Here is a 12,843-nt window from a genome sequence, read left to right as displayed (position 1 = left end):
GTGTCATGCCCGCCCGCCCGGTCCGTCACCGGATGGTGATCGTGATCGTCGACCCCTTGGGCGCCGACTTCCCTGCCTGGACGGACTGCTTCTTCACGGTGTCGCCGAACAGACCGAGCAGGCCGCGGTCCTCGTCGACCTTGAACCCGGACTGCTCCAGGAGCGACTTGGCGTCGTCCACGCTCGAGCCGACCACGTCCGGGACCTCGACCATCTCCGGACCCTTGGACAGCGTCAGCGTCACGGTGTCGCCCACGGCGAGCCGGCTGTCCGCCTTGGGGGTCTGCGCGGCGACCTTGCCCTTGTCCACCTCGGAGTTGACCTGCTCGGCGGCGACCTTCACCGTCAGGCCGGCCTCCTCCAGCTCGGCCTTGGCGTCGTCCGGGTCGTCGCCGGTGACGTCGGGGACGTCGACCGGGCTGCCCTTGCTGACGACGAGCGAGATCGCGGTGCCCGCGCGGCGCTGCGCGCCGGCCTGCGGATCGGTGCTGATCACCGCGCCCCGGGCGATCTCGTCGCTGAACTCCTCGGTGACCAGCCCCGGTTCGAGCCCGTCCTTCTTCAGCAGCGCCTCGGCCTTCTTCAGCGCCGCGCCCTGCACGTCCGGCACCTTCACGATCTCGGGGCCGTCGGAGACGGTCAGCGCCACCGAGTCGTTCTTGCGGATCCGGGCGCCGGGCCCGGGGTCCGTCTCCGTGACCGTGCCGCGCCCGGCCGTGTCGCTGTACGTGTGCCGGACCTTGCCGACCTCGAGCCCCGCCGCCTCCAGGCGCTTGCGGGCCTCGGCCTCCTTCTGCGTCAGCACCGAGGGGACCTTGGTGAACTGCCCGGAGTTGATGTACCAGACGCCCGCGCCCACGCCGAGCACCAGCAGGACGACGGTGACGAGCGCGATCACCCCGCGCCCCGGCCGCACGGAACGGCGCCGGGGCGGCAGCGGCGGAGGGCTCTGGAACCGGGAGGTCCGGTGGAGCGCGGCGTCGTCGGCGGGCTCGTCCTCGTTGACCGGCAACGGGCGGGGTACGGTGAGCGAGCGCGGGATCACGCTCGTGCGGTCCTCGGCGTTGTCGTGCTCACCGGAGAGGGCCTGCGGCGGCAGCGCGTCCAGCTGCTCCTCGGTGAGCGGGGCGCGCGCCTCCCGGACCTGTCCGAGCAGCGCGACGGCGTCGTGCGGCCGGACCCCGGGCGTGCGGGCGGTGGCCGACGCCACGAGTTCGTCCAGCTCGAAGGGCAGCCCGGGGACGAGCGCCGAGGGCGCCGGGACGTCCTCGTGGAGGTGCTTGTAGAGCACGATCGCGGGGGAGTCCCCCTCGTGCGGCTTGTCGCCGGTGAGCATCTCGTAGAGCACGACGCCGCACGCGTACACGTCGACCCGGGGATCGGCGGCGCCCGGCTGGTCGATCTGCTCGGGGGCGAGGTAGGACACGGTGCCGAGCACCGCCCCGGTGGTGCTGGTGACGGTGTCCACCGAGCGCACCAGGCCGAAGTCGGCGACCTTGACCCGGCCGTCGTCCCCGATCAGCACGTTCTCGGGCTTCATGTCCCGGTGCACGAACCCGGCCCGGTGCGCGGCGCCCAGCGCGGCGAGGACCGGCTCCAGGATGTCGAGTGCGGCCCTCGGCTGCAGGGCCCCGCGGTCGCGCAGCACGTCCCGAAGGGTGCAGCCGGCGATGTACTCCATGGCGAGGTAGACGTACGACCCGTCGGCGCCCTGGTCGAAGACCTGCACGACGTTGGGATGGGCCAGGCGGGCGACGGACTTCGCCTCCCGGATGAACCGCTCGACGAACGCCGCGTCGGCGGCGAGCGCCGGATGCATCACCTTGAGCGCGAGCACGCGGTCGAGGCGGGTGTCCACGGCCCGGTAGACCGTGGCCATCCCGCCGACCGCGATCCGCGCCTCCACGCGATACCGGCCGTCGAGCACCTGCCCGACCAGAGGGTCCTGAAGGGTCGTGTCCACGCAGGTGAGTGTACGAGCCGTCACCGACAGCCCGCCGATCACACCGGGATCGCAGCGCGACTGCAGCCGAGCTGTGACGCGAACCCGCGGGTAACGCCCGGGCCCGGGGCGCGCTCGCGGCCCGGGCGGGTCCCGCGTCGGCAATGTCCCTCTCCCGTCCGGCGACCGGCCGTCAGAAAGCGGGGCGTTCCGGGTCCGGGGCGGGCGGCTCCAGGGCGGCCATGCCCTCCGCCGGAGACGACGCCTCGGCAAAGTAGCGGCGGGGGATCCGGCCCGCCAGCCGGGCCGACCTTCCCGCCTCGACGCCGGCCCGCATGGCGGAGGCCATCCGCTCGGGATCCCGCGCGCGCGTCACCGCCGACGCCAGCATCACCCCCGCACACCCCAGCTCCATCGCCAGCGCCGCGTCCGACGCCGTGCCGGCCCCCGCGTCCAGGATCACCGGCACGCGCGCGTGCTCGACGATCAGCTGGAAGTTGTGCGGGTTGCGGATCCCGAGGCCGGACCCGATCGGCGACCCCAGCGGCATCACCGCGGCGCAGCCCACGTCCTCCAGCTTCCGGGCCAGCACCGGATCGTCGTTCGTGTAGGGCAGCACGGTGAACCCCTCGTCCACCAGCGTCTCCGCGGCGTCCAGGAGCTCGACCGGGTCCGGCAGCAGCGTCCGTTCGTCGGCGATGACCTCCAGCTTGATCAGGTCGGTCCCCAGCGCCTCCCTGGCCAGCCGTGCCGTCAGCACCGCCTCGCCGGCCGTGAAGCACCCCGCCGTGTTCGGCAGCACCCGGATGCCGAGCCGCTCCAGCACCGACAGCACGGACCCGTGCACCGACGGGTCCACCCGGCGCATCGCGACGGTCGTCAGCTCGGTGCCGGAGGCGACCAGGGCCCGCTCCAGCACCTCCAGGCTGGGCGCACCCCCGGTACCCATGATCAACCGGGAGGAGTAGGACGTCCCCCCGAGAACGAGGTCGTCGTCGGCCATGGCTCAGCCTCCCTGGACGGCGGTGAGGACTTCCACGCGGTCCCCGTCGGACAGCGCCGTGGACGGCCACTGCGCGCGCGGGACGACGGTCTCGTTGAGCGCGGCGGCCACCCCGGAGGCGGCGGGCGTCAGGGACCGTACGACGCCGTCGAGGGCGGTGCCGGCGGCGAACTCCCGCCGCTCGCCGTTGACCGAGACGTGCAGAGGGGCAGGGGCGTTCACGCGGGCTGCTCCAGGAGTGCGGCGGCGCCGAAACGCCGGGGAGTGAAGGGTCGGGCCTCGTCCGGCAGCTCCCCGGTGGCCAGGACCTGCGCCATCGCGTCTCCGGTCACCGGCGTCAGCAGCACGCCGTTGCGATAGTGCCCGGTGGCCAGCAGCAGCCCGGGCAGCTCCGTCGGCCCGAGCAGCGGCGCGTTGTCCGGGGACCCCGGCCGCAGGCCCGCGCGCGTCTCGGTGAGCGGCAGCTCGGTGATGCCCGGGACCAGCTCGTGGGCGTCGCGCAGCAGCTCGTACACGCCCCCCGCCGTCACGGTCGTGTCCCAGCCCAGCTCCTCGCTGGTCGCGCCCACCACCAGTTCGCCGTTCTCCCGGGGGACCAGGTAGACCTGGCTGCCGCGGACCACGGCCCGCACGGTCCGGTTCAGGAACGGCGCGCACCGCGCCGGCACGGCCAGCCGCAGCACCTGCCCCTTGACGGGCCGTACGGCGGGCAGTACGTCCTGCGGGACACCCGCGAGCCGCCCGCTCAGACTGCCGCCGGCGAGCACCACCTGCCCCGCCGACGGCGTAGCGCCGTCCCGCAGGACGGCCCCCGTCGCCCGGTCGCCCACGACGGTCAGCCGCTCCGCCCATGTGCGGTGGAAGGCGACGCCCGCGCGCTCGCAGGCGGCCGTCAGGGCCGCGGCCAGCCGCCGCGGATCGACCTGGTGGTCGCCGTCCGCCCGCAGTCCGCCGCGCACCCCCGGTGCGAGCATCGGCTCCAGACGCCGGCACTCGCGCCCGGACAGCCACTCCGACTCCAGTCCCGACTGCCGTTGCAGGGCGTGCAGTTCGCGCAGATGGGTGCGGTCGTCGGCGTCCAGCGCGACCGCGAGCGTGCCGCAGCGCCGGTAGCCGACGCCGAGCCCGGTCAGCTCCGTCAGCTCCGCCGCGAAGTCGGGATAGCGGCGCGCCGAGGCGAGGTTGAGACCGAGCAGGGTCTGCTCGCCGTAGTGCAGTTCCGTGACGGCGGCCAGCATCCCGGCGGCCACCTGGGCGGCCCCGCCGCCCGGCTCGGGGTCCACCACCGCCGTCGCGAGGCCGCGCTGCGCGGCCCGCCAGGCGGTGACCAGCCCGATGATCCCGCCCCCGATGACGAGGACGTCTGATGTGCGTGGAGACGACATGGGCGTCCAGCCCCTCCCTTCGCCGGCATGACCCGGATCAGGTTCGTACGGTCGGAGGCCGCCAGCCTCCCTCTCAGCCCGGTGCGTCCGGGCTCCCGCGAGTGCTCTACGTTGGCCACCCTAGCCCGACGTGACACGCCTCAGTAAGGGAGCCCCCCGCCCATGGCACGCTCGCTCGACGGCCTCGTCCTCGCCCCCGTGGCCGACCAGGCCCCCGGGCAGGTCGGCCTGCGCACCCGCTTCGCCTACCACGAGCGGGACGGGGCGGTCTGGGCCGAGTACGCGGGCGGCGACGTCGTGCGGGGGCACCTGGTGGGCACCCGCGAGGGGGACCGGCTCGACTTCCGTTACGTCCAGCTGGGGCACGACGGGACGACCTCCTCGGGGCACTGCGTGTCGACGGTCCTGGAGCTGCCCGACGGCCGGCTGCGCCTCGACGAGACCTGGGAGTGGGAGTCGCAGCCGGGCCACGGCACCAGCGTCGTGGAGCAGATTCCGGACACCCCGCACGAATCCCTGGACGAGACCCCGGACGAATCCCTGCACGAGATCCCGGACGGGACCCCGGATGACATCCCGGGCGAAGGGGAGGAATCCGCGCGCGAAGCCCAGCGCGCCCCGCACGGTGTGGAGCAGGTCACCGAGCAGCGCGGCTGACTGACAAAACGTCAGGTGTCTATGGTGATCGGGTGAGCGAGCAGAGGCAGGAAGAGGGCCGGTCCGGGGCGCGGAGCGTGGTCGTCGCCGGCGCGGGCATGGCCGGGGTCCAGACGGCGGTCGCCCTGCGCGAGCAGGGCTTCGACGGAGCCGTCACCCTGATCGGCGCGGAACCCCATCAGCCCTACGACCGGCCCCCGCTGTCCAAGGCGGTGCTGCTCGGCACGGCCGAGAACTCCGCCTTCGACGTCGACTTCGAGGGCCTCGGCATCCGGCTGGAACTCGGTCGCGAGGTCCTCGGCCTGCGCGCCGCCGACCATGAGCTGGACACCGAACGCGGGCCCGTCCCGTACGACGTCCTCGTCCTCGCCACCGGGGCGGAGCCCGTCCGGCTGCCGGGCTCCGAGGGCGTGCCCGGAGTGCACCTGCTGCGCACCCTGGACGACGCCGAGCGCCTGCGGCCCGTCCTCGCCCGGCAGCACGACGTCGTGGTCGTCGGCGCCGGCTGGATCGGCGCGGAGTTCGCCACCGCCGCGCGCGAGGCCGGCTGCGCGGTCACCGTCGTCGAGGCCGCCGACCGTCCGCTGGCGGGGGCGCTGCCGCCCGAGGTCGCCGCCCCGATGACCGGCTGGTACGCCGACAGCGGCGCCGACCTGCGCACCCACACGCGCGTGGCGCGCCTGGAGCCCGGCGCCGTCGTGCTGGACGACGGCTCGCGGCTGCCCGTCGGCGCCGTCGTGGTCGGCATCGGCGCCCGCCCCGCCACCGCCTGGCTCACCGGCTCCGGCGTCGAACTGGGCGCGCACCACGAGGTCGTGGCGGACGACCTGCTGCGCACGAACCTGCCGGACGTGTACGCGGTCGGCGACTGCGCCTCCTTCCCGTCGCGCAGGTACGGCGAGCGGCTCCTCGTCCACCACTGGGACAACGCCCTCCAGGGACCGCGCACGGTCGCGGCGAACATCCTCGGGGCGGCCACCGGGGAGCCCCCGGTCCGCTACGACCCGGTCCCGTACTTCTGGTCGGAGCAGTTCGGCCGCTTCGTCCAGTACGCAGGTCACCACGCCGCCGCCGACGCCCTGCTGTGGCGCGGCGAACCGTCCGGGCCGGCCTGGACCGTCTGCTGGCTGCGCGAGGACCGCCTGGTCGCCCTGCTGGCCGTGGGGCGCCCGCGCGACCTCGCCCAGGGCAGGCGGCTGATCGAGGCGGGCACGCCGATGAATCCGCGGCTCCTCGTGGACCCGGCCCGGCCGCTGAAGGCGGCCAGCGCCTGAACCGGCACCCCCTGGTCGGACCGGCCCGGCTTCCGGCTGTCAGCGGCAGATGGCAGGCTTGTTCCCGTGACCGAGATTGACGCAAAGACCGATGCTCTCGTCCCCGCCTGGCTCACCGTGCCCGACATCGCGGAGATGCTCGATGTCGACGTGATCCGCGTCCGACAGCTGATCAAGGACGGCCAGCTCATCGCCGTACGCCGGGGGGAGAACCGTGCGCTGCACGTCCCCGCCGCCTTCATCGACGGGGACAAGGTGGTGAAGGGCCTGGTCGGGACCCTGACCCTGCTGCGGGACGACGGCTTCAAGGACGAAGAGATGCTCGAGTGGCTCTTCACTCCCGACCCGAGCCTGCCCGGTACGCCCGCGCAGGCCCTGAGTGAGAATCGCGGCACGGAGGTGAAGCGCCGCGCCCAGGCGCTCGCCGTCTGACCCGCTCGTTCGCACCGACACCCGGTGTACGGGGGCGCACCAGGCCCCCGTACACCACCACCCTGGGGGACCTCGTATGTCCGACACCGCCCGCACCCGCCTGGCCGCGGCCCGGCTGTACCTGTGCACGGACGCCCGCACCCGGCAGGGTGACCTCCCGGAGTTCCTGGACGCCGTCCTCTCGGCCGGTGTGGACATCGTTCAGCTGCGCGACAAGGGTATGGAGGCGGCCGAGGAACTGGAGCACCTGAAGGTGTTCGCCGAGGCCTGCGCCCGCCACGGCAGGCTGCTCGCGGTCAACGACCGCGCGGACGTCGCGCACGCCGCCGGGGCCGCCGTCCTCCACCTCGGCCAGGGCGACCTCCCGGTTCCCGCGGCCCGCGCGATCCTCGGCGGCGACGTCCTCGTCGGCCGCTCCACGCACGCGGCGGCCGAGGCCGAGGCGGCCGCGGTCCAGGAGGGCGTCGACTACTTCTGCACCGGCCCGTGCTGGCCCACCCCCACCAAGCCCGGCCGGCACGCCCCCGGACTCGACCTGGTCCGGCACGCCGCCGCCCTCGGCACCGACCGGCCGTGGTTCGCCATCGGCGGCATCGACCTCGACAACCTCGACGAGGTGCTGGCGGCGGGCGCGCGCCGGGTCGTGGTCGTCCGGGCGATCACCGAGGCGGCGGACCCGGGCGCCGCGGCGGCCGAGTTCGCGAAGCGGCTGAGCGAGGCGTAGAGCCCGGCCGGCGGGCCGCCCGCGGGTGGGCCTGCCGGGCTCCGGCTCATACGGTCGTTTCCCGTACGACTGTCCAAGGGATGGACAACAAGGCGGCAATTCGGGCAAATATCCCGCATCCGGTTGGGGGACCGCCCACCCCTGACTAACCTGCGGGTATGGCCCTAGGAACCGCATCCACCAGGACGGACCGCGCGCGCACCGTGCGCGACATCCTGGCGACCGGCAAGAAGACGTACTCGTTCGAGTTCTACGCGCCGAAGACGCCCCAGGGTGAGCGGAGCCTGTGGAACGCGCTGCGCAGGGTCGAGGCGGTCGCGCCCGACTTCGTCTCGGTCACGTACGGCGCCGGCGGCTCCACCCGGGCGACCACGGTCCGTGAGACCCAGCAGATCGTCGTCGACACCACCCTGACGCCGGTCGCGCACCTCACCGCCGTGGACCACTCCGTCGCCGAGCTGCGCAACATCATCGGCCAGTACGCCGACGCCGGGATCCGCAACATGCTCGCCGTGCGCGGCGACCCGCCCGGCGACCCCATGGGCGCCTGGGTGCCGCATCCGCAGGGCCTGACGTTCGCCGCCGAACTCGTCCGGCTCATCAAGGAGTCGGGCGACTTCTGCGTGGGCGTCGCCGCGTTCCCCGAGATGCACCCGCGCTCCGACGCCTGGGAGACGGACGTCACGCACTTCGTCGACAAGTGCCGGGCCGGCGCCGACTACGCCATCACGCAGATGTTCTTCGAGCCCGACTCCTATCTGCGGCTGCGCGACCGGGTCGAGGCGGCCGGTTGTGTGACTCCGGTCATCCCCGAGGTGCTTCCGGTGACGAGTGTGAAGATGCTGGAACGCCTGCCCCAGCTCAGCAACGCCCACTTCCCGGCCGCCCTGAAAGAGCGGATCCTCACAGCCAAAGACGATCCGTCCGCTGTACGCTCCATTGGCATCGACTTCGCCACGGAGTTCTGCGCACGGCTGCTGGCCGAGGGAGTGCCCGGACTGCACTTCATCACGCTCAACAGCTCCACGGCGACGCTGGAAATCTACGAGAACCTGGGCCTGCACCATCCGCCGCAGGCCTAGACCGGTCGCACCGATTTACGACACACTGCGTAGCGGCCACTGGGAGAGGGGCGTACATGGGCTGGACGGTCCTCTACATCGCGTTCGGCATCGTCGCGCTGTGGCTGCTCGGTGAGGTGCTGCTGCAGTACAAGGCGCGGCTGCGCTGGCGGCTGCTGGCCTTCGTCGGCTTCCTCGGCGTCGTCCTCGGTGTCCTGATCCCCTCGGTCGTCGTCATCGCGCTGGGCGCGGCCGCCTTCGCGGTCGGCCAGACCTACGTCACGCTGTCCTTCCGGCGCGGCTTCGCCGAGGGCTGGGCCTTCCGGCGCGCCGACGCGGACGGGGAGGGCGGCACGGTCGCCAAACGCCGCCGCGGCAAGGCCGAGCGCCAGGACCCGAGCCTCGAGGTCTCCGGTCCGGAGGCGGCCGAGGCGGGCTTCGGCTCCGGTGCGCCCTACGACGCCGACGCCGCGGACTCCGTCCGGGACGGCGGCGCGCGCGGTGACCGGGACGCCTACGACGACGACTTCGACCGCGACGACGTCTTCACCCCCGCCGCCCGCACCGCCGACCCCGCGACCGCCTCCGTCTACGAGCCGCAGCCCATGCCCGACGACACCGGCTCCTACGGCATATACAGCGACGCCGCGTACGCGGCGTCGACCGGCCAGGGGCAGCAACAGGGCCAGCAGCAGGACCAGTACGCGACGGCCGCCCAGGGCGCCGACCAGAACTACGGCTACGACGGCTACTCCGGCTACCAGCAGCAGTACGGTTACGACGCCACCGGCGAGCAGCAGTACGCCGCCTACTCCGACCCGTACATCGGCACCCAGACCTACGGCGGAGGCTCCTACGACCCCGCCTACGGGCAGCAGCAGTACGGGCAGCAGGGCTACGGCCAGGACCAGTACGGCACGGGCGGCTACGGGGAGACCCCGGCCGGCGGCGTCTGGGTCCCGCAGCAGCGCAACACCGACGATCAGCTGGGCGGCGACTTCCCGTCCGAGCAGCAGCAGTACCCCTACCAGGGCGAGGGCCAGCAGCAGGGGCCCGGCCAGGGAACCGGCTACGACGAGCAGTATCGGTTCTGACGGCCGCGTTCGCCCACCGCGTGCCCCGGGTGCTCACTGAGAGCCGCGGAACTGCGGGCCCTCCACGATCAGGCCGGACACCAGCGCGCCCGACATCCCCGCGTGCGGCAGCCCGCCGCCCGGATGTGACCAGCCGCCGACGGTGAACAGGCCCTGCAGCGCGGTGGAGTTGGCGGGATGCAGCAGCCGCCCCCCGGCCGCGGCCAACGCGGGGGCCGGAACCGCTCCGCCCGCCGCACCGGTCTCCCGCGCGATGTCGGCCGCGGTACGCACCTCACGCCACAGGACGCGGTCGCGCAGGCCTGGGACGGCCCGCTCGGCGGCGGCGACCAGGGCGTCCGCCACGAGCTCCGTCCGCCCGGCCGGCAGTTCCGGTCCGGCGGGGACCACGGCGCCGATCGTGACCGCCTCGTGGTCGCCGTCCGGGACCAGCCGGGCGTCGTCCGGCCGCAGGACCGTCACCGTCGGCAGCGCGGGCGCGGACGGCACGGCGCCGAAGAGGCTCGCCAGCTCGCTCTCACGGTCCTGGGTGTGCACCACCGTGCGGTGCGCGGCGTCCTTCGGACGGGGGCCGCGCAACGCCAGCAGCACGGTCAGCCGGCTCGGCAGGGACCGCTGGGGGACGACCTCGCCCTCGCCCCTGGCGGGCAGGCCCGCGAAGCTGCCCGGGGCGACCACGAAGTCCGCGTCCGCCACGCGTCCGTCGGCCAGTTCCACGCCCGCCGCCCGGCCGTCCTTGTCGAGGACTCGCGTCACCTCGGCGTCGAAGACGAACACGACCCGGCGGGCCAGGCACCGCTCGTACACCGCGCGGGCCAGCTCCCGCATCCCCCCGCGCACGTACCACGTGCCGAAGGCGTGCTCCATGTACGGCAGGACGGCCGCGCTCGCCGGAGCGACCCGAGGGTCGAGACCGTACGCGAGCGCGTGGGACTCGAGGAGCGCGGCGAGCCGGGGGTCGCGCAGCTCCCAGGCGCCCACCTCGGCGAGGGTGCCGGCGCGTCGGGTGCGCAGCAGACGCCGGTGCGGCACCGCCGGGTAGGGCTCGCGGTCGGCCAGCACCGACCAGTTCGGCCACAGGGGCTCCTCCAGGAGCGGGCGGCGCGTGCGGTCCCAGGCTTCGCGGGACCGCACCAGGAAGTCGCCCCAGCGCTGTCCGGCCTGCGCGCCCAGTGCCTCGTCCAGCGCGGAGACGACCCCCGCGCGCGAGGCGTTCGGCAGCGCCGCCTCGGTGCCGTCAGCGAAGACGTGGCGGGCGGACGGGTCGACCTGGACCAGCTCGACGCACTCCTCCAAGGGCTCCTTGCCGGTCTTGACGAACAGGTCGCGCCAGACGGCCGGGAGCGTGAGCAGCCCGGGACCGGTGTCGAAGCCGAACCCGTCCCGCTCGAAGCGGCGCAGCGCTCCGCCGTACGTCCCCGTCCGCTCGTACACCGTCACCCGGTGGCCCGCGACGGCCAGCCGGGCGGCCGCCGCCAGCGCGCCCATGCCGGCGCCGATCACCGCAATCCCTGCCATGCCGCGACCTTATCGGCCGCCACCGACACCCACGCCGTCAGCCCGGCGGCGGCCACGGGAGCCGGGTGAGCCGGCGTTCCTCCCGCCGCTGCGCCCTGCGCCGCAGGAAGCGCCGGATCCGTGAGACGAGGAAGCACAGGACCGTCAGACCGGCCACCAGCAGCGTCGCCGCGACGACCGAGGCGGCCACCGGATGGAAGATCGCGAACGTCACGATCCCGGCGACCCCGAGATCCTCGGCCAGGCTCACGATCACGTTGCTGAACGGCTCCGGCGAGGAGTTCACCGCCATCCGGGTGCCGGCCTTGACGGCGTGGCTGGCCAGCGCCGTCGAACCGCCGAGCAGGGCGGCAGCCGCGTCGGAGAGCGAGCCGCTCTGCCCGGCGAGCACCGCGCCCACCCAGGCTCCCGCCGCGGGCCGGACGACCGTGTGCACGGCATCCCACGCCGAGTCCACGTACGGGATCTTGTCGGCGACCGCCTCGCAGAGGAACAGGACGCCCGCGGCGATGAGCACCTCGGGGCGCTGGAGCGTCCCGGGGACGTCGTCGCTCAGGCCGGTGGCGCCGAACACGCCGAGCAGCAGCACCACCGCGTAGGCGTTGATGCCGCTGGCCCAGCCGCTGGTGAAGACGAGGGGGAGTACGGACACGGAGGCGATCGTAACCAGTCGGCCGCACGGCGTCCTGGGGATGAGCGCGCACGCCTGAGTACGCGTACCTAGGGAGAGAGTTGAGTACGCGCGCGGATGGGGGCCGACCTGCGTGAAAGGGAGAGTGGAGACACGGAGAGAGGGGCGGCTCCGGCACCGGCGACACGGGGCGCCGGAACGGAGCGGCCCCCGATCCGCTCCTTCCGCCGACGGGTTCGGCGGGAGCGAGGCACGGGGGACCCCGGGGGAACGACCGGACGGGGGACAACGGGGGACACGGGGGAGGAGAAGGGGGAGAACGGGGGAGCACGAGGAAGCGCCGGTCCGCGGCGGCCCACGGGGGACGTGGCCGCGGCGGACCGGCGCTTCCTCGTATCCGCGCGCGGTGGACCGCACCGCCGCTCGCGCGCGTGGGGCCGTTCGCTTCGGCACGCGCGTGTGCCGTTCGGCTAGCGGCGCCCGCTGACCCGCCCCTGCAACAGCCGCGAGAGCGCGGAATGGACGTCGTCCAGGGACCGTTCCGGCTGGAAGGCCTGCCAGTCGAGGGCGGCCACCAGCACCATGCCGACCAGCGCGGCCGCAGTCAGAGGCACGTCGATCTCGTCGCTGAACTCGCCGTTGTCCACGCCCTCGCGCAGCACACCCTCGACGACGGCCACCGCCTCCTGCCGGACCACCATCAGCGTGGACTGCCAGGCCCGGTTGGTGCGCCACAGCTCGGCCACGTACAGCTGGGTGAAGGACGGATAGCGGTCGATGAAGACGAGGCCCGCGCGGATCATCGCGTCCAGCGCGTCGACCTTGCCGCCGCCCGCCGCGGCCGTGCGCTCGGCGGCTTCGCGCAGCGAGGCGGTGAGCAGGCCCACGCCGTGCCGCAGCAACTCCTCGAACAGGACCGACTTGCTCGCGAAGTTGTAGTAGACCGTGCCCTTGGCGACGCCGGCCCGTTCGGCGATCTCGTCGACGGTGGTCGCGGAGAAGCCCTGCTCGGCGATGAGGGTGACGGCCGCCTCGTAGAGCTTCTGCCGGGTGGCCTCGCGGCGGGTGCGGCCGCCCGGGGTGGTGCTGCTTTCCATGGTCCCGATTGTCACAGGAACTCGG

The 12,843-nt window shown here is 73.8% G+C and carries 12 protein-coding genes, 1 pseudogene and 1 riboswitch; of the genes and pseudogenes, 6 read left to right on the top strand and 7 right to left on the bottom strand.

Annotation, left to right across the window (positions count from 1 at the left end):
- Positions 1–25: 25 nt before the first annotated feature.
- The 4 genes from pknB to thiO form a co-directional block, all read right to left on the bottom strand.
- Positions 26–1,963, bottom strand: a complete 1,938-nt coding sequence (gene pknB, locus QF032_RS11360) for a Stk1 family PASTA domain-containing Ser/Thr kinase (RefSeq protein ID WP_307055932.1) — start codon at positions 1,961–1,963, stop codon at positions 26–28.
- A 172-nt stretch (positions 1,964–2,135) separates the two neighbouring features.
- The gene (locus QF032_RS11355; RefSeq protein WP_306953087.1) at positions 2,136–2,945 is read right to left on the bottom strand and encodes a thiazole synthase; all 810 of its coding nucleotides are present in this window, start codon (positions 2,943–2,945) and stop codon (positions 2,136–2,138) included.
- 3 nt (positions 2,946–2,948) lie between these two features.
- Positions 2,949–3,149 carry a sulfur carrier protein ThiS gene (thiS, locus tag QF032_RS11350; protein ID WP_306956140.1) on the bottom strand — a complete coding sequence of 67 codons (201 nt, stop codon included), beginning with the start codon at positions 3,147–3,149 and terminating at the stop codon, positions 2,949–2,951.
- A gap of 14 nt (positions 3,150–3,163) precedes the next feature.
- Positions 3,164–4,330 (bottom strand): glycine oxidase ThiO, encoded by a 1,167-nt coding sequence (gene thiO / locus QF032_RS11345; protein ID WP_307042046.1) that lies wholly within the window; start codon positions 4,328–4,330, stop codon positions 3,164–3,166.
- Positions 4,328–4,439: riboswitch (TPP riboswitch) on the bottom strand. Its footprint overlaps the gene before it by 3 nt.
- 53 nt (positions 4,440–4,492) lie before the next feature.
- Here thiO and QF032_RS11340 point away from each other — a divergent pair.
- From QF032_RS11340 to QF032_RS11315, 6 genes and pseudogenes are all read left to right on the top strand, one after another.
- Positions 4,493–4,840 (top strand): annotated as a pseudogene (locus QF032_RS11340) (hypothetical protein); the annotation flags it as partial.
- Positions 4,841–5,019: 179 nt separating this feature from the next.
- Positions 5,020–6,261 (top strand): NAD(P)/FAD-dependent oxidoreductase, encoded by a 1,242-nt coding sequence (locus QF032_RS11335; RefSeq protein ID WP_307055931.1) that lies wholly within the window; start codon positions 5,020–5,022, stop codon positions 6,259–6,261.
- 66 nt (positions 6,262–6,327) lie between these two features.
- Complete coding sequence (locus QF032_RS11330; protein ID WP_057580009.1) at positions 6,328–6,693, top strand: Rv2175c family DNA-binding protein; 366 nt, start codon at positions 6,328–6,330, stop codon at positions 6,691–6,693.
- A gap of 76 nt (positions 6,694–6,769) precedes the next feature.
- On the top strand, positions 6,770–7,417 hold the full coding sequence (gene thiE / locus QF032_RS11325) for a thiamine phosphate synthase (RefSeq protein ID WP_307042041.1): 648 nt from the start codon (positions 6,770–6,772) through the stop codon (positions 7,415–7,417).
- Positions 7,418–7,575: 158 nt separating this feature from the next.
- Positions 7,576–8,499: a methylenetetrahydrofolate reductase [NAD(P)H] gene (gene metF / locus QF032_RS11320; RefSeq protein ID WP_307055930.1), complete on the top strand. Its 924-nt coding sequence runs from the start codon at positions 7,576–7,578 to the stop codon at positions 8,497–8,499.
- A gap of 56 nt (positions 8,500–8,555) precedes the next feature.
- Entirely contained in the window at positions 8,556–9,572 is a 1,017-nt protein-coding gene (locus QF032_RS11315; RefSeq protein WP_307055929.1) for an SCO2102 family sporulation regulator, read from the top strand.
- 33 nt (positions 9,573–9,605) lie between these two features.
- Here the strand turns inward: QF032_RS11315 and QF032_RS11310 are convergent, their stop codons facing one another.
- From QF032_RS11310 to QF032_RS11300, 3 genes are all read right to left on the bottom strand, one after another.
- Positions 9,606–11,090 carry a phytoene desaturase family protein gene (locus QF032_RS11310; RefSeq protein WP_307042034.1) on the bottom strand — a complete coding sequence of 495 codons (1,485 nt, stop codon included), beginning with the start codon at positions 11,088–11,090 and terminating at the stop codon, positions 9,606–9,608.
- A gap of 37 nt (positions 11,091–11,127) precedes the next feature.
- Positions 11,128–11,742 carry a DUF4126 domain-containing protein gene (locus QF032_RS11305; RefSeq protein WP_307055928.1) on the bottom strand — a complete coding sequence of 205 codons (615 nt, stop codon included), beginning with the start codon at positions 11,740–11,742 and terminating at the stop codon, positions 11,128–11,130.
- 449 nt (positions 11,743–12,191) lie between these two features.
- On the bottom strand, positions 12,192–12,818 hold the full coding sequence (locus tag QF032_RS11300; protein WP_307042030.1) for a TetR/AcrR family transcriptional regulator: 627 nt from the start codon (positions 12,816–12,818) through the stop codon (positions 12,192–12,194).
- Positions 12,819–12,843: the final 25 nt, after the last annotated feature.

Origin of the sequence: Streptomyces achromogenes, assembly GCF_030816715.1 — a bacterium.
GTDB classification, from domain to species: Bacteria; Actinomycetota; Actinomycetes; order Streptomycetales; family Streptomycetaceae; genus Streptomyces; species Streptomyces achromogenes_A.
This window is presented reverse-complemented; position numbering and strand designations above follow the sequence as displayed.

What these genes read in the sequence shown, in the direction of transcription:
- metF (WP_307055930.1), top strand. Translation starts at nt 7,576, where the DNA reads ATGGCCCTAGGAACCGCATCCACCAGGACGGACCGCGCGCGCACCGTG.
- QF032_RS11310 (WP_307042034.1), bottom strand. Translation starts at nt 11,090, where the DNA reads ATGGCAGGGATTGCGGTGATCGGCGCCGGCATGGGCGCGCTGGCGGCG.
- thiO (WP_307042046.1), bottom strand. Translation starts at nt 4,330, where the DNA reads ATGTCGTCTCCACGCACATCAGACGTCCTCGTCATCGGGGGCGGGATC.
- QF032_RS11355 (WP_306953087.1), bottom strand. Translation starts at nt 2,945, where the DNA reads ATGGCCGACGACGACCTCGTTCTCGGGGGGACGTCCTACTCCTCCCGG.
- QF032_RS11300 (WP_307042030.1), bottom strand. Translation starts at nt 12,818, where the DNA reads ATGGAAAGCAGCACCACCCCGGGCGGCCGCACCCGCCGCGAGGCCACC.
- QF032_RS11315 (WP_307055929.1), top strand. Translation starts at nt 8,556, where the DNA reads ATGGGCTGGACGGTCCTCTACATCGCGTTCGGCATCGTCGCGCTGTGG.
- thiE (WP_307042041.1), top strand. Translation starts at nt 6,770, where the DNA reads ATGTCCGACACCGCCCGCACCCGCCTGGCCGCGGCCCGGCTGTACCTG.